The organism is Enterobacter cloacae complex sp. AR_0002 (genome assembly GCF_001922365.1).
In the GTDB taxonomy this organism is placed as follows: Bacteria; Pseudomonadota; Gammaproteobacteria; order Enterobacterales; family Enterobacteriaceae; genus Enterobacter; species Enterobacter hormaechei_C.
In genome coordinates, this window is sequence record NZ_CP018814.1 from 580466 (window position 1) to 597570 (window position 17105).

Consider the following 17105-nt stretch of genomic DNA (forward strand, 5'->3'; position numbering starts at 1 on the left):
TACGAGGCCATTATGAAATTACTTATTCTTGGCAACCATACCTGCGGCAACCGTGGCGACAGCGCCATCCTGCGCGGTTTACTGGATGCAATTAACACCCTTAAGCCTGAGACTGAAGTGGATGTGATGAGCCGTTATCCGGTCAGCTCATCCTGGTTACTGAACCGCCCGGTGATGGGCGACCCGCTCTACAGCCAGATGAAACAGCACAACAACGCTGCGGGCGTGATGGGGCGCGTGAAGAAAGTCCTGCGTCGCCGCTACCAGCATCAGGTGCTGCTTTCTCGCGTGACCGACACCGGCAAGCTGCGCAACATCGCCATTGCGCAGGGCTTTACCGATTTTGTGCGTCTGCTGTCCGGCTATGACGCCATTATTCAGGTGGGCGGTTCGTTCTTCGTCGATCTCTACGGCGTGCCGCAGTTTGAGCATGCGCTTTGTACATTCATGGCGAAAAAGCCGCTGTTTATGATCGGCCACAGCGTCGGGCCATTCCAGGATCCGCAGTTCAACCAGCTGGCGAACTATGTCTTCGGCCACTGCGACGCGCTGATCCTGCGTGAATCGGTCAGCCTCGACATGATGAAGCGCAGCGAAATTGACACCACCAAAGTGGAGCACGGTGTAGACACCGCCTGGCTGGTGGATCATCAGGATGAAAGCTTCCAGGCCAGCTACGCGGTACAGCACTGGCTGGACGTGGCGGCAAAGCAGAAAACCGTCGCCATTACCCTCCGTGAACTTGCGCCGTTCGATAAACGCCTCGGCACGACCCAGGCGGCGTACGAAAAAGCCTTTGCCGACGTGGTGAACCGCATGCTGGACAGCGGTTACCAGGTGCTGGCGCTTTCCACCTGTACCGGTATCGACAGCTACAACAAAGATGACCGTATGGTGGCGCTCAACCTGCGCAACCTGGTGAACGATCCGTCCCGCTATCACGTGGTGATGGACGAGCTGAACGATCTGGAGATGGGCAAGCTGCTCTCCGCCTGCGACCTGACCGTGGGCACGCGTCTGCACTCGGCCATTATCTCGATGAACTTCGGCACGCCAGCCATCGCCATTAACTACGAACACAAGTCCGCGGGCATTATGCAGCAGCTCGGTATGCCGGAAATGGCCGTCGATATTCGTCATCTGCTGGACGGGTCGCTGGGTGCGATGGTAGGTGACACGCTCGGCCAGTTGCCTGCGATCAACGAACGTCTGGCGGTGGCGGTAAAAGCCGAACGCGAAAAAGGTATTGGCATGGTGAAATCCGTACTCGACCGCGTCCGGGAGGGGAAATGAAGGTTGGTTTCTTCTTACTGAAATTTCCGCTGTCGTCTGAAACTTTTGTGCTGAACCAAATCACCGCGTTTATCGATATGGGGTATGACGTGGAGATTATCGCCCTGCAAAAGGGCGATACGCAAAACACCCATGCGGCGTATACCCGGTATGGGCTGGAGGCAAAAACCCGCTGGTTGCAGGACGAACCCGCCGGACGGATGAACAAACTGCGCCATCGCGCCAGCCAGACGCTGCGCGGCCTGCATCGCGCCTCGACGTGGCGGGCGCTGAATATGTCGCGCTATGGGGCGGAGGCCCGCAACCTGATCTTATCCGCCATTTGCGGGCAAACGGCCCAGCCGTACCGGGCCGATGTCTTTATCGCCCACTTTGGCCCGGCGGGCGTAACGGCGGCAAAACTGCGTGAGCTGGGGGTGATTGACGGCAAAATCGCAACCATTTTCCACGGTATCGACATCTCCAGCCGGGAAGTGCTGAACCACTACACGCCGGAATATCAGCAGCTGTTTCGCCGTGGCGACATGATGCTGCCGATAAGCAACCTGTGGGCCGGGCGCCTGAAAACCATGGGGTGCCCGAGCGAGAAAATCACCGTTTCACGCATGGGCGTAGACATGGAACGCTTTACCCAGCGACCGGTCAAGGTGCCGGGCAAGCCGCTGCAAATTATCTCTGTTGCCCGCCTGACCGAAAAGAAAGGGCTGCACGTAGCCATCGAAGCCTGTCGCCAGCTGAAGGCGCGTGGTGTGGACTTCCACTACCGCATCCTGGGTATCGGGCCGTGGGAGCGTCGCCTGCGCACGCTGATTGAACAGTATCAGCTGGAAGACGTGGTCGAGATGCCGGGCTTCAAGCCGAGCCACGAAGTGAAAGCCATGCTTGATGACGCGGATGTGTTCCTGCTGCCTTCCGTAACCGGCGCCGACGGCGATATGGAAGGCATTCCCGTGGCGCTGATGGAGGCGATGGCGGTCGGCATTCCGGTAGTCTCGACCCTGCACAGCGGCATCCCGGAGCTGATAACCTCTGAGCATTCTGGCTGGCTGGTTCCTGAAAACAATGCGCTGGCGCTGGCGGATCGTCTGGCCGCGTTCAGTGATATCGATCAGCAGACGCTGATCCCTGTGCTGCAAAATGCGCGGCAAAAAGTTGAAGCAGAATTCAATCAGCAGGTGATTAATCGCCAGTTAGCGAGCCTGCTGCAAACGCTGTAACGCTGAGGTTGTATGCTGAAAAAGATTACCCGACGCCGATTTGTCTCTTCTTTATCCGTCCTGGCTGCCATGCCGCTGCTGTCGCCCCGCGCTGCGCGGGCGGCAACCGGGAAGACGGTTTCTGTCGATCGCTACAACAATAACGACTGGATCGCCGCCTTTAAGCAGGCATTTACCGAGGGCGATACCGTTGTTGTTCCCGCCGGGTTAACCTGTGAAAACATCAATACCGGCATTTTCATTCCTGATGGCAAAACCCTGCTGATCCGCGGTGCGCTGAAGGGCAACGGGCGCGGGCGGTTTGTGCTCCAGGAAGGCTGCAAGGTCATTGGGGAAGGAGAGGGGCGCACGCATAACATTACGCTGGACGTGCGTGGCTCCGACTGTGTCATTAAAGGGCTGGCGATGAGCGGCTTCGGCCCCGTCACCCAGATCTACATCGGCGGTAAAAAGCCGAGAGTGATGCGTAACCTGCTTATCGATCGCATTGCCGTGAGTCAGGCCAACTACGCCATTCTGCGCCAGGGTTTCCATAATCAGGTGGACGGTGCGCGCATTACCAACAGCAAATTCAGCCACTTGCAGGGTGACGCGATTGAGTGGAACGTGGCGATTAACGACCGTAATATCCTGATCTCTGACCACGTGATCGATAACATCAACTGCACAAACGGCAAGATCAACTGGGGCATAGGCATTGGGCTGGCTGGCAGCACGTACGACAATGACTATCCGGAACAGCAGACCGTTAAAAACTTCGTGGTGGCGAATATCACCGGCAGCAACTGTCGGCAGCTGGTGCATGTTGAAAACGGTAAACACTTTGTGATCCGTAATATCAAGGCCAGCAATATTACTCCCGACTTCAGTAAAAAGGCCGGAATTGATAACGCAACGGTAGCTATTTATGGATGTGATAATTTCGTTATCGATAATATCGATATGGTGAACAGCGCCGGAATGTTAATCGGGTATGGCGTGATCAAGGGCGATTATCTGTCGATACCGCAAAACTTCAAACTTAACGATATTCGCCTGGATAACCGACAGCTTGCCTATAAGCTGCGCGGGATACAGATTTCCTCCGGCAATGCCACGTCGTTTGTTGCCATCACCAACGTCAACATGCAGCGAGCAACGCTTGAGCTGCATAACAAACCCCAGCACCTTTTCTTACGTAATATCAACGTGATGCAGGAGTCAACGACGGGGCCGGCTTTGAAGATGAAGTTCGATTTGCGCAAAGACGTGCGCGGGAAGTTTATGGCTAAAAACGAGACGTTGCTGTCGCTTGCGAACATAAAAGCGGTCAATGAAAAGGGGCAGAGCTCGGTGGATATTGATCGGGTCGATCAACATGTGGTGAATACGGAACGGTTGAATTTTGCGCTGCCGCACAGGTAATCGCACAGACTATTTTGCGACTATTCCTGGAACAGAATCGCGATCTATTCAGATTACAACTACTGTAATTTGTGGTGGGGTGACCTAGGATTACTTCATATTTACGGCAAAACATGCTGGCGAAAACAGGTTTAAAAGCTATAATTCGTCAACCATTTTAAGGTGGAAGAAATAATGATTAATTTGAAAGCAGTCATACCGGTAGCGGGTCTGGGCATGCACATGTTGCCCGCCACAAAGGCCATTCCTAAAGAGATGCTGCCGATCGTTGACAAGCCGATGATTCAGTACATCGTCGACGAGATTGTTGCTGCGGGGATCAAAGAAATCGTTCTGGTGACGCACTCTTCTAAGAACGCCGTCGAGAACCACTTCGACACCTCTTATGAACTCGAAGCGCTTCTTGAGCAGCGCGTTAAGCGTCAGCTTCTGGCAGAAGTTCAGTCTATCTGTCCTCCTGGCGTGACCATCATGAACGTGCGTCAGGCGCAGCCGCTGGGTCTGGGCCACTCAATCCTCTGCGCGCGGCCAGTGGTGGGCGATAACCCGTTCATCGTGGTTCTGCCGGACATCATTATTGATACCGCATCTGCGGATCCGCTGCGTTACAACCTGGCGGCGATGGTGGCGCGTTTCAACGAGACGGGCCGCAGCCAGGTGCTGGCGAAACGCATGGATGGCGATCTCTCTGAGTACTCTGTCATTCAGACGAAAGAAGCGCTGGAGACGGAAGGGCAGGTGAGCCGCATTGTTGAGTTCATCGAAAAGCCGGATCAGCCTCAGACGCTGGACTCCGACCTGATGGCCGTTGGCCGCTATGTTCTGAACGCGGATATCTGGGCCGAGCTGGAAAAAACGGAGCCAGGCGCCTGGGACCGTATCCAGTTGACCGATGCGATCGCTGAACTGGCGAAAAAACAGTCCGTAGATGCCATGCTGATGACCGGCGATAGCTACGACTGCGGTAAGAAAATGGGGTATATGCAGGCATTTGTGAACTACGGCCTGCGTAACCTGAAGGAAGGGGCGAAGTTCAGAAGCCGCATTGAGAAGTTGCTGGCTAACGACTGATTCGTCTCTGTCTATTTGAAAAAGCGGCAGTTATCATTTGGTATGTGTAAACATAACCAAAATGGTAACTGCCGTTTTTCGTTATTAATTCTAGTGATAACATGGAGTTATCTGATTCAAAAGTGGACTGATTTGTAACGATTTGTGCTTGTTTCCGAGTCCATTTAGGACGACAATTAACGCCAGTTTTTTGTCTGTAATCAGACCTCAAAATCCTTTATTCAACATTCGCTCAGTGCACTGGTAGCTGTTAAGCCAGGGGCGGTAGCGTGCCTTTTTTACACACAATCTAGTATTGAGCAAAGCAGGAGAAGCAGGATGTTACTTCCAGTGGTGATCGCAGGAGGAACAGGGAGTCGACTATGGCCGATGTCTCGCGAGTTGCAGCCTAAGCAATTCCTTTCATTCCATCAGGGCGGATCGATGCTGCAAAATACGATTTCACGCCTCGACGGTCTGGATGTGACCGATCCGATTGTTATCTGCAATGAAGATCACCGTTTTCTGGTGGCCGAGCAGTTGAGACAAATGCATAAGCTCGCCGGGAATATCATTCTTGAACCTGTTGGGCGCAATACGGCACCGGCTATTACTCTGGCTGCCCTCCATGCACTGGAAACTGGTGAAGATCCTGTCATGCTCATTCTGGCTGCCGATCACTTGATTGCCGACACAGCCACATTCCATTCCGTCATTACCAACGCCATTCCTTTTGCAGAACAAGGCAAATTGGTTACCTTCGGTATCGTGCCTACGCAGCCAGAAACTGGCTACGGCTACATTCAGCGTGGTGAAGAACAACATGCCGATCAGTCTACCGCCTGGAAAATCAAGCGCTTTGTTGAAAAACCGGATCAGGCGACCGCTATCTCTTACCTCGAAAGTAAAGAGTATCTCTGGAACAGCGGTATGTTTATGTTCCGGGCCTCTTCCTATCTGAACGAAGTTGCGAAATTTTGTCCGTCGATCCTTGATGCATGCAAAAATGCCATGCAGCAGCCCGTCAGCGATCTCGATTTTATCAAACTCGATAAAGAGACATTCACCTGTTGTCCGTCTGATTCCATCGACTATGCGGTGATGGAACATACAGACCTGGGCATTGTGACGGCGATGGATGCAGGGTGGAACGACGTGGGCTCGTGGTCAGCGCTATGGGAAACCTCGTCGCATGATGCTAATGGCAACGCGCTGATTGGCGATGTTTTCACCCATCAGACCCGCGATTGTTATATCCGCAGCGAAGGGAAATTAACCGCAGCGTTAGGGTTGGACGACCTTATTATTGTTAATACCAAAGATGCGCTGCTGGTTTCCCATAAGGATAATGTCCAGGATGTGAAAGTTGTTGTTGAGCATCTAAAAGCCCATTCACGTGCTGAATGTCGCGAACATACCACGCGTTATATGCCCTGGGGCCATGTCGAAACGCTTGTTCGGGATACGCGTTACCGGGTTAACCGTGTAACCATTATTCCTGGTGGTGAGCTCTCGCTTCAGCTGCATCATCATCGTATTGAGCACTGGGTTGTGCTGACCGGAACGGCGCTAATTGGTGTCGAAGGGAACGAAATTTATCTCACTGAAAATGAATCAACGACAATCCCTGTGGGAAAAAAACATAAGCTCTCGAATCCAGGAAAAATAAATCTGGAAATTCTGGAAATTCAGTTTGGTAGTTATTTGGGTGAAGATGACGTACTAAGGATTTCATAATGGAAAATAACAATAAAAAATTAAGTTGTTTTAAGGCCTATGATATTCGGGGGAAATTAGGTGAAGAGCTTAATGAGGATATTGCCTGGCGTATTGGTCGCGCTTATGCGCAATGTCTGGAACCAAAACAGGTTGTTGTCGGCGGCGACGTTCGTCTGACAAGTGAGTCTCTGAAGCTGGCTCTCGCGGAAGGCTTGATGGCGGGCGGCTGTGATGTGCTTGATATTGGACTTTCTGGCACAGAAGAGATTTACTTCGCCACCTTCCATCTGGGCGTTGATGGCGGTATAGAAGTAACGGCCAGCCATAATCCGATTGACTATAACGGGATGAAGCTGGTTCGCAGCGGTGCCCGGCCGATCAGCGGTGACACGGGTTTGAAAGAGATCCAGCTCCTCGCGGAAATAAATGATTTCGCCCCATCTCAGCGTATGGGAAGCTATAAAAAGATTAACGTTCTTAATGAGTATGTTGATCATTTACTGGGCTATATCAATCTCGACAATTTCCGCATTAAACCGATTAAGTTAGTCATCAACTCCGGTAATGGTACCGCGGGGCACGTTATTGATGAAATTGAAAAGCGTTTCAAAACGGCCGGCATTCCTGTCGATTTTATAAAAGTTCATAACGATCCGGATGGTACTTTCCCGCACGGTATTCCAAATCCACTTCTGCCAGAAGCACGCCAGGATACCGCCAATGCGGTTGTTACAGCTGAAGCGGATATGGGTATCGCGTTTGACGGAGATTTTGATCGCTGCTTCCTGTTTGACGAGAAAGCCAATTTTATCGAAGGTTACTATATCGTTGGACTCTTAGCAGAAGCCTTCCTGAATAAAGAGCGTGGCGCGAAAATCATCCACGACCCGCGACTGACCTGGAATACGGTTGATATTGTCGAGCGCGCGGGCGGGATCCCTGTGATGTCTAAAACCGGTCATGCTTTTATTAAAGAGCGTATGCGCAAAGAGAATGCGGTATACGGCGGTGAAATGAGCGCTCACCATTATTTCCGTGAGTTTGCTTATTGTGACAGCGGCATGATTCCATGGTTGCTGGTTGCTGAACTGGTAATAACATCCGGACGCTCTCTTGGCTCGCTAGTGGAATCACGTATCGCACGCTTCCCTGTATCTGGTGAAATTAATCGCAAAGTGGTCCATGCTTCTGCGTTAATTGATGAGATTGAAAACCGCTACTCCTCCCTGGCTGTGGATATTGACTACACGGATGGACTGAGCATGTCTTTCCCGGGCTGGCGCTTTAACATTCGCACCTCCAATACCGAACCGCTGCTGCGTCTAAATGTGGAAGCAGATGCCGATCTGGGTTTAATGGAAGCGAAACGAGATGAGCTGTTAGGGCTGATAAAAAGCTAATTTCTAAGTTGCCTAATCGCGTGGGAAAATATTAATGTTAGAAGTCTTATTAGCGGCAATCGTAGGTTTAATTTTCTTTTTTGTTTTCCTCGCTCTGCACCTACGCATCAGGTTGTTAATGGTGCTGGTATGTAGCATTCCGCAGCTCTATCTGGTGCAATTAGGTGGAGCCGATGTTCCAATGGCATTTCTGCTTCCGGCATTGCTCCTGCCTGAATTTATTATTAATGCAAACCGGTTCTTAGCAAAAGCAACGAATATTATGCTTCTTGGCCTGATACTCATCAGCACCCTGAGCCTTGCGTGGTCGGTTGAGAAATCGATGGGTATTCGTGATATTGCCTATTTGTGTGAATTTATCGTCATCTCAAACGCCGTCTACGTTTTAGCGGTGAAAGATCGAGTTGCATTGTATAAAACTATCAACGTTATGCTGTTTTTTGTTTGCTTGCAGGCGATTACGGTCATCACCTTTAGATTTAATGAGTCACTCGAATTGGCGGTAGTGTTGTCCCCTATAAGTAAATATACGATGGGAATGAATACGCTTCAGAGCTTATTAGATGGAGCCAGGAATAACTTCTACGATCCGGTTAAAGCGGGTGGGGTTTTGTTCGTTAATGCCAATGCTGCTGCCTGTTATGCAGGAATCTCATCCTTTATGGCTTGGGGCATTTACAAGGCGTTGAAATCAAAAATCACGCTTATGATGGCTATTCTGCTCTGGGCAACCGTATTTTTTACCGGCTCCAAAGCGGGCGTCCTTTTCGCGATACTTATCCCGGCATTTATTTTCTATCTGAAACTTCAGCGTTCGACACGCGTCATTTTGAGTTCAGTAGGCGCCTCGTTTGCCATAGTATTAATCGCTATAAGCGTTGTTTTCAGCATTACCGAACAAAGCGTTTTTTTAAAAGAATCCACGGATACGGCTGAAACACGTTACGAGATATGGAACTATGCATTTGACGCATTTTTAAATAATCCATTGATGGGGCAGGGCTACGGTGGTTGGGAAGCCGATTACAGTAAGCACACTGATTATTTCCTTCCGCCACACAACACGCTTATTTATCTTTGGTCTAAGTCAGGAATTATTGCTTCAATGCTGGGGCTAGGTTTTATCCTTTGCAGCATTGGGGTTGCTTTGAGAGCAATACGAAGTACAAATAATGAACAAAAAAACATCGGCTTTTCCTTCCTGATGGTGCTTTCCTGGCTTTTTGCTCACGGATTTGGCGAAAACTTTGGCTTAATAGGTGAGCAACACCAGATGATCGTGTTAGCCGTAATGCTTGGGCTTTGCCTGGCAGCAAATTTACCAATTAATCGGCATAATAGGGTACAGGAATGAAGACGGTCGGTATTTTCAGAAACCAGCTTTTTAAGGGTTCGGAAGTTTTTATTCAGCAGCAGGCTGAAGCATTACAGTGTTTTGATAAATGCTATATCGGCAGACGCCTCATCGGGACGAAACCAGAAGGCTCAGTCGCATGTGTATTGAATGAACATGGAAATGTTTACGGTAAACTCGCAGAAATGGTGAATGCGATCACCACGTCGCAGCTGCCTTATCAGTCTGTTTTAAAATCACAGCCCTTAGACCTCATTCATGCACACTTTGCGATCGATGGACTTTATGCTTTAAAGCTGGCGCAGAAGAAAGGTATTCCTTTGGTGACAACACTTCATGGATTTGATGTGACGGTCAGTAATAAGGATTTACTGGCGTCACGGTCACCCGCCTGGATTAATTATCTTCTTCATCAACATAAAGTAAAAAGTCAGGGTGATAAGTTTATTTGTGTTTCAGATTTCATTGCCCGCCAGGCTCTGCAACACGGTTTCCCGGAAAGCAAAATCATTCAGCACTATATTGGTATTGATGTGAATAAATATCAGCCGCGTGCAAAAGAGGACGATCAAGGCATTATCCTTCATGTTGCAAGGCTGGTAGAGAAAAAAGGGACAGCCGTTTTAATCAATGCAGTCAAGCAGGTAAAGTTATTAAATCCTGATGTTAAGCTTGTGATTATAGGAGAAGGGCCGTTATTGGATGGGCTGAAGGCTCAGGTCACATCCCTTGGTCTGGATCAAACCGTTACTTTTACAGGCGCGTTGCCCCACGTCGATGTTATGGCATGGATGCGTAAAGCTAGCATGTTGGTTTTACCGAGCATTACAGCGAAAACCGGTGATGCTGAAGGGTTGGGTATGGTTCTTCTTGAAGCAGCAGTGACCGGTGTTCCCGTTATCGGTACTCAGCATGGTGGGATACCAGAGGCGATTATAGATGAGCAAACTGGATTTTTAGTTAAAGAGCGAGATGATAAACAATTAGCGGAAAGAATCTCCTTTCTAATGAAGGATGAACATAAGCGGTTTGAAATGGGTAAAAATGCCCGTATTTTCATTAGCGAAAAATTTAATTTGTCCAAACAAACCATAAAATTAGAAAAAATATATCAGGAACTGATTCATGGCTGAGGAAGTAATCATATTTGCTCGTTCTCTTCCATTCCATCATCTTGGCGGAATGGAAGTTGTAGCATGGGATTTAGCGGTTCAGCTACAGGTTAAAGGTTTTAAGGTTACTGTAGTTACCACGGATTTTGATGAAAATATTCCTGTTTTAGAAAATAACCCACAAATAATAAAGCTAAAAAATATCCCTAAGGCTGCATATTCGGCCGGTTGGTGGACTGAGACTGAAAAAATCATTGAAACATGGGGAACTAAAGATAATGTCAGTGCGGTAATTAGCATTAGTGCAGGTGCATTCAGTACACTTAAACACAAAAAATCTTTCCCAAATGCAAAGTTTATTATGCAGGCCCATGGCACATCAATTGGAGAATTAGTTTCTAAGATAAAAACACGGAAAATTAAAAAGATTTTATCCAGTGTTAAAAACATATTTGGTTTTTATTTAGATGCCAAACATTACTCTTACTTCGACTGGGTTGTTGCTGTTGGAGACGCTGTAAAAAAAGATCTAACGTCCTTTCCAACAACGCTTATTTGCAGTTACGATAAAATAGTTAAAATCGAAAATGGAATTGATGAGTCTTTGTTCTCTGATGATATATCCCAGCGAAATACTGTGCGCGAGCAGTTAGGCATAAGCTCTGAAGCAAAAGTATTCATGTCAGCATCACGCCTACATGAGCAAAAGGGGGTTGATAAAAATATCGATCTTTTTGCTGAAATAAAAAAAGTTAACGTAGATGCGAAACTTCTGATTTGTGGTAATGGACCTTATGAAAAACAGTTGCGAAAGAAAGTTGATGAACTTAAGTTAAATCATGATGTGATTTTCTTGGGGGCTAAGACGCGAACTGAATTGGCAAGAATAATGCAAGGTGCCGATATTTTTCTATTCCTTACCAAAAGAGTTGAAGGATTGCCATTGAATGTACTGGAGGCCATGAGCTCAGGATTACCTCTTATAATATCGGAACATCTTACATTCAATTCGGGTGATAAGATATTCAAGTGCAATCCGAGTCATATTCCTTTTAAAGATGTGCAGACTTATATTAATACTCTCAGCAGCAAGGAAAGAAGATCGTTTATCCCCGACAAAAATACATTAAGTCACTCTGTAAGCGAATATACCTCATTATTCTTAAGAAATTCTAAATGAAAAAAGCTATTAGCCAGCTGCTTGGCGGCAACATGCTTTCGAAGGTTCTTGGATTGGTCAGGGAAGTTTTGATGGCAAAATTTTTTGGTACAGGAGATATCAACGGGGCTTACCGTATTGCGCAAACGGGAACCCTAGTACCAATAAACTTCATGACCAGTGACAGCCTTAATTCAGCATTCATCCCATTATATAAGAAATATCTCACCGAGAATGAATTTCGTGCTTCGACCTTCAAGCTCTGTATGTTTATTTTTTTTGCACTGATATCTGTACTTATATTTATTGTGCTGTTTTTTTTATCAGACTATTGGGTCGGTATCATGGCTCCCGGAATTGGCGGGAATGCGCGTGAGATGTCGACTGAGTTACTTAAGATAATGGCAATTTGTTGTCCTTTCTATCTTTTTTCAGCGCTGATAAATTATTTATCCATGGCACATGGAGATTATAAACCCATATCTATGCGGGCCTCCATTCAGAATGTCGGCATGCTGTTGGGAGTGGTTGCTGCATATTATTATAATAATTATCTATTACTTGCATGGGGTTTTACAGGTAGCTATATAATTTTTAGTATCTGGGCGCTTATCCGTGCAAGAAAGGGAACTATTCTAGCCCTCCCTGGTCGTTTTGATGCGGCCGAAGTCAAATTGGTAATGAAGAGTTTTTGGATAACGCTTCGGCCCTTGCTTATACTACCTCTAATATTGCAAGGTAATATTACTCTGGAAAGGGCTCTAGCATCATTAATCAGTATTGATGTAGTGTCCGGACTCGATTATGCCCGGTTTATTACTGACACTGTTGTTTTTATTTTGTCTGTGCCAATAGCATTTGCTGGATTATCTGAATGGTCATCGCAAAAGCCAGAAGTTGTTCGAGATAAGATAAGGTTTATTTATAATTGGCTGGCACTGCTTGTTATAAACATGTCTTTTTTCATTTTTTTCTATGCAAAAGACATCGTTATTCTACTGTTTATGCGTGGTGCATTTGATCAGCACTCCGTAACGGTAACAACTGATATTATTCAAGGAATGTGCATAGGCCTTTGGGCTCAGGTGATAGGTTATATATTCATTAAGGCATTGAGCGCACATCTCAATAATAAGAAAGTATTGGTTGTGATGATGGTTGCATTGCTGAGTAATGCGGTTGTCAACCTGGCGACGTATAAAATGTGGGGTGCATTTGGGTTAGGGCTAGGGAATTCGATATACAGTTTAATGATGTTTATCCTTAGCGCGTGTTACTTAAGAATTGCAAAAGATCTTTTTCCTGTGTTAATTAAAATTTCTTTGGGATTAATTCTTTATACATCTATTATCTTGACTCTTGGGCATTATATTATTCAACCTGATAATGTTATTTTCCGACTCTTGATTAATGGCGCAATATTTGTGATGTTTAGTCTGTTATGGGCAATGTTATTCCCATTGTACCGAAATGGTATTAAAGGGATTTTCCAAAAAAAGGGACTGAGATAGCGTATTTTTATGAACAAAAATAAAGTTATAAAAGACATCGTCGTCTTATCCACGGCAGACTGGGACAACCCATTCTGGACAAATAAACAGCATGTTGCCTTAGAGCTGGCAAACCGTGGGCACCGTGTTCTTTACATAGAGTCTCTGGGACTGCGCCGACCTAGTGTAAATAAGAAAGACCTTTCGCGTATCTTCCGCCGGGTTCTTAAAGCGATTAAAGCACCTCGAAAAGTGCGCGACAATGTCTGGGTATGGTCACCAATTTCCATCCCATTTAATAACTACGCTATTGTGCGTAAGCTTAATAAACTGATTTTGAGCAGCGCGCTCAAATTCTGGTGCTGGCGTTTAAAATTCAAAGACGAAACGCTATGGACCTATAACCCGTTGACCACGCGTTTTCTGGAGCCGGGTGATTTCGGTTATGTTGTTTATCATTGTGTCGACGAAATTAAAGCTCAGCCTGGAATGCCGGTAGAGATCCTTCAGGATGCAGAGGAAGAGCTTGTACGTCGCGCAGACATTACCTTTGTCACTTCTCTGACGCTTCTGAAGTCAAGAAAGCATTGGAGCGATGAGGTCTATTACTTCTCTAACGTAGCTGACTATAATCACTTTTCAAAAGCGTTGGATGATCAACTGCCCGTTCCTGCCGACCTGAAGGCGATCCCGGAGCCAAGAATTGGCTTTATTGGCGCTATTAGCGGCTATAAGGTGAATTTCTCTCTCCTGGAAGCGATTGCAGAAGCTCATCCTGAGTGGTCGCTAGTGATGATTGGCGATGTTGGCGAGGGAGATCCGAACACTGATGCGACTCAACTTACCCGTCACAAAAATATTCATTTAATTGGGCCAAGGGCGTACCAGCAGTTGCCTGGTTACCTGAAGGGCTTTGCCGCAACTTTGCTGCCGAATAATTTGAATGAATATACTGCTTCAATGTTCCCTATGAAGTTCTTTGAGTATCTGGCGGCAGGGAAGGCAGTGGTGAGTGTCGATTTAGCGTCCTTGTGTGACTTTAAAGACTATTTTCGCGTTGCCCACACCCCCGTTGAGTTTATTTCAGCTCTGGAAGATATTACCTCTGGCGATCGGATTTCTGTGGATAAATGTCAGGAGCTTGCCCGAGAATATACTTACCAGTCACGCACTGAAAAAATGTTTAAGCTAATTGATGAGAAGCGCAATGAAAGTAGCAATCGTTCATGAGTGGTTCAGTTCCTATGCGGGTTCTGAAAAAGTGGTTGAGCAAATTTTACGTTGTTATCCCGATGCGGATATTTTCGCTGTATGTGATTTCTTAAAGCCAAAAGAAAAACATTTTCTTAATAATAAAAAAGTCACTACAACATTTATTCAGCGTTTGCCATTTGCAGCAAAAAAATTCCAGTCTTATCTGCCGTTGATGCCGTTGGCTATCGAACAGCTTGATATGTCTGCTTATGACGTAGTTATTTCAAGCAGTCATGCTGTTTCCAAAGGGGTGATCACTGGCCCTGACCAGATTCATGTGTCGTATGTCCATTCTCCTATCCGTTACGCGTGGGATTTCCAGCACCAGTATCTGCGGGAATCCGGCCTGAACAAAGGTCTGAAAGGGTGGCTTGCTAAGTATCTCCTGCATAAGATTCGTATTTGGGATTACCGTACCGCTGCGGGCGTTAATCATTTTATTGGTAACTCACGGTTTATTGCGCGCCGCATTAACAAGGTTTATGGCAGACAAGCAGACGTCATCTATCCGCCGGTGAATACGGATAAGTTCGAATTCAGTGACAAAAAAGAGGATTTCTATCTGGCTGCTTGTCGCATGGTGCCTTATAAGCGTGTTGATCTTATTGTTAGTGCGTTTGCCAAAATGCCTGATAAAAAGTTAGTGGTTATCGGTGATGGTTCTGAGATGGATAAGATCAAACAGCTGGCGATGGATAATATCACGCTACTCGGCTATCAGGATGACGCTGCAATGGTCGACTATATGAAGCGTGCTAAAGCTTACGTATTTGCTGCAGAAGAGGATTTTGGTATCTCGCCTGTAGAAGCACAAGCAAGCGGTACGCCGGTCATTACTTTCGGTAAAGGCGGGTGCCTCGAAACGGTTAAACCCCTTGGTAGCGATAAACCGACTGGGCTGTTCTTCTTTGAACAAACCGCAGACGCCATATGCGAAGCAGTGAATACCTTTGAAAAATACGCCGATGAAATTAAGCCAGAAGACTGTCGCGAACATGCTTTAACATTTTCAGAGCAGCGTTTCCGTGACGAGATTAGTCAGTATGTCGATAGTGCCTGGGCTCAATACTCTGAGTCGCTGATCAATACTCAGGCTGCGCGAGTACAGAACAGTTATACTCATCCGGAAAAATAATGACCACGGCATAAATCAGCCGATTTATGTCAGGATTTAAACAATGAAAATCAGCGTATTTAAAGATCAAAAGAAAGAATTTATTTGCCGTGGGGCCTTAATTGCATCGGATTTATTTTGGCTTAATGTTTCTTTGGGGCTTTCCTTTTTAACCGTTATGTTTTTTATTGGCGACCTGAATACCTTTATGCCAATTCTACAAATTGATGTGAGGGTGTTGTCACACTTTATTCTGACAGTAATGTGTGTTTTTTGGTTTGGCGTCCGCTTACGTCATTATGCACAAAAGAAACCCTTCTGGTCTGAACTTAAAGAAACACTGCGTACTATTGTCATCTTTTCGATCTTCGATCTTGCATTAGTGGCATTTTCTAAATGGCACTTTTCTCGCTATATTTGGGCCTACTGTTGGCTATATGCCATCATTATGGTTCCGTTATCGCGTGAAATTACAAAAATCATTCTTAACAAATTTGGCTACTGGAAAAAGCGCACCGTTATTTTAGGTTCCGGACGAAATGCGCGTGAAGCCTATTATGCTTTACAAAGCCATGAGGTGTCTGGTTTCAAAATTGATGCGTTTTGTGATTTTGATGCGACAGCCGATATTATGGAAGAGTGTCCGATCGTTAAAGATGAAGAGACATTGCTTACTCATTATAATTCGTTTTCAACTCAGTTCGTAGTCGCGTGCGATTTTGACGAAAAGGATAAATTTGAAAACTGGTTACGATTCCTTGCGAAACATAAGTGCCGTAACGTTATAATAATTCCTTCTCTGAGAGGATTTCCTTTATACGGCACTAGTATGTCATTTATATTTAGCCACGAAGTATTACTTCTTCAGGTTCACAATAATCTGTCTAAACTGACCTCGCGCTTTATTAAGCGTACCTTCGATATCGTCTGCACCTTAAGCATTCTTCTTGTTTCATCGCCACTGCTGGTTTACCTGTGGTATAAAGTTTCCCGTGATGGTGGGCCGGCTATCTATGCTCATACGAGAATTGGGCGCCGTGGTGAGAAATTTGACTGTTATAAGTTTCGCTCTATGAATATCAATTCAAAAGAGATCCTTGCAGAATTACTTGAGAAAGATCCTGAAGCTCGTGCTGAATGGGAAAAAGATTTTAAGTTGAAAAACGATCCGCGTATTACTGCCATTGGTCACTTCATTCGTAAAACGAGTCTTGATGAGTTACCTCAGTTATTTAACGTACTTAAAGGTGAGATGAGCCTGGTCGGCCCGCGTCCGGTCATCCACGAAGAGCTGGAACGCTATGCCGATGACGTTGAATATTATCTGATGGTAAAGCCAGGCATGACTGGCCTGTGGCAGGTGAGTGGACGTAACGATGTTGACTACACCACGCGTGTTTATTTTGACTCTTGGTATGTCAAAAACTGGTCTTTGTGGAATGATATCGTCATTCTCTTCAAAACCGTCAATGTGGTTCTGTTGAGAAAAGGCGCTTACTGAATTAAGCACATTGGATATGGCCTCTAATACGGAGTTTT

General features: G+C 46.5%; 13 protein-coding genes. All 13 read left to right on the top strand.

Going from position 1 to position 17105, the window contains the following annotated elements; translation table 11 throughout:
- Window positions 1-12 precede the first annotated feature (12 nt).
- The 13 genes from wcaK to wbaP all read left to right on the top strand — a co-directional run bounded on the left by wcaK (window position 13) and on the right by wbaP (window position 17067).
- Window positions 13-1293 carry a colanic acid biosynthesis pyruvyl transferase WcaK gene (gene wcaK / locus AM329_RS02865; RefSeq protein ID WP_032609660.1) on the top strand — a complete coding sequence of 427 codons (1281 nt, stop codon included), beginning with the start codon at window positions 13-15 and terminating at the stop codon, window positions 1291-1293.
- Window positions 1290-2510: a colanic acid biosynthesis glycosyltransferase WcaL gene (wcaL, locus tag AM329_RS02870; protein ID WP_032609659.1), complete on the top strand. Its 1221-nt coding sequence runs from the start codon at window positions 1290-1292 to the stop codon at window positions 2508-2510. The genes wcaK and wcaL overlap by 4 nt, the downstream gene beginning before the upstream one ends.
- A gap of 12 nt (window positions 2511-2522) precedes the next feature.
- Window positions 2523-3914 (top strand): colanic acid biosynthesis protein WcaM, encoded by a 1392-nt coding sequence (gene wcaM / locus AM329_RS02875; protein ID WP_032609658.1) that lies wholly within the window; start codon window positions 2523-2525, stop codon window positions 3912-3914.
- A gap of 174 nt (window positions 3915-4088) precedes the next feature.
- Window positions 4089-4985 (top strand): GalU regulator GalF, encoded by an 897-nt coding sequence (galF, locus tag AM329_RS02880; protein ID WP_010431970.1) that lies wholly within the window; start codon window positions 4089-4091, stop codon window positions 4983-4985.
- Window positions 4986-5303: 318 nt separating this feature from the next.
- Window positions 5304-6701, top strand: coding sequence for a mannose-1-phosphate guanylyltransferase/mannose-6-phosphate isomerase (locus AM329_RS02885; RefSeq protein ID WP_032103498.1), 1398 nt, complete (start codon window positions 5304-5306; stop codon window positions 6699-6701).
- Window positions 6701-8083 (top strand): phosphomannomutase/phosphoglucomutase, encoded by a 1383-nt coding sequence (locus tag AM329_RS02890; RefSeq protein ID WP_032609656.1) that lies wholly within the window; start codon window positions 6701-6703, stop codon window positions 8081-8083. Before AM329_RS02885 ends, AM329_RS02890 begins: the two co-directional genes overlap by 1 nt.
- A gap of 34 nt (window positions 8084-8117) precedes the next feature.
- A complete protein-coding gene (locus tag AM329_RS02895) occupies window positions 8118-9437 on the top strand; it encodes an O-antigen ligase (RefSeq protein ID WP_032609654.1) in 1320 nt (439 codons plus the stop codon).
- Entirely contained in the window at window positions 9434-10570 is a 1137-nt protein-coding gene (locus AM329_RS02900; protein WP_032609653.1) for a glycosyltransferase, read from the top strand. Before AM329_RS02895 ends, AM329_RS02900 begins: the two co-directional genes overlap by 4 nt.
- A complete protein-coding gene (locus AM329_RS02905; RefSeq protein WP_032609651.1) occupies window positions 10563-11729 on the top strand; it encodes a glycosyltransferase family 4 protein in 1167 nt (388 codons plus the stop codon). The genes AM329_RS02900 and AM329_RS02905 overlap by 8 nt, the downstream gene beginning before the upstream one ends.
- Window positions 11726-13219 carry a murein biosynthesis integral membrane protein MurJ gene (murJ, locus tag AM329_RS02910; protein WP_032609650.1) on the top strand — a complete coding sequence of 498 codons (1494 nt, stop codon included), beginning with the start codon at window positions 11726-11728 and terminating at the stop codon, window positions 13217-13219. The genes AM329_RS02905 and murJ overlap by 4 nt, the downstream gene beginning before the upstream one ends.
- A 9-nt stretch (window positions 13220-13228) precedes the next feature.
- Window positions 13229-14428: a glycosyltransferase gene (locus tag AM329_RS02915; protein ID WP_032609649.1), complete on the top strand. Its 1200-nt coding sequence runs from the start codon at window positions 13229-13231 to the stop codon at window positions 14426-14428.
- Window positions 14406-15587: a glycosyltransferase family 4 protein gene (locus AM329_RS02920; RefSeq protein WP_023295006.1), complete on the top strand. Its 1182-nt coding sequence runs from the start codon at window positions 14406-14408 to the stop codon at window positions 15585-15587. The genes AM329_RS02915 and AM329_RS02920 overlap by 23 nt, the downstream gene beginning before the upstream one ends.
- 43 nt (window positions 15588-15630) lie before the next feature.
- Window positions 15631-17067, top strand: a complete 1437-nt coding sequence (gene wbaP, locus AM329_RS02925; RefSeq protein WP_032609648.1) for an undecaprenyl-phosphate galactose phosphotransferase WbaP — start codon at window positions 15631-15633, stop codon at window positions 17065-17067.
- The last annotated feature ends 38 nt before the right edge of the window (window positions 17068-17105 follow it).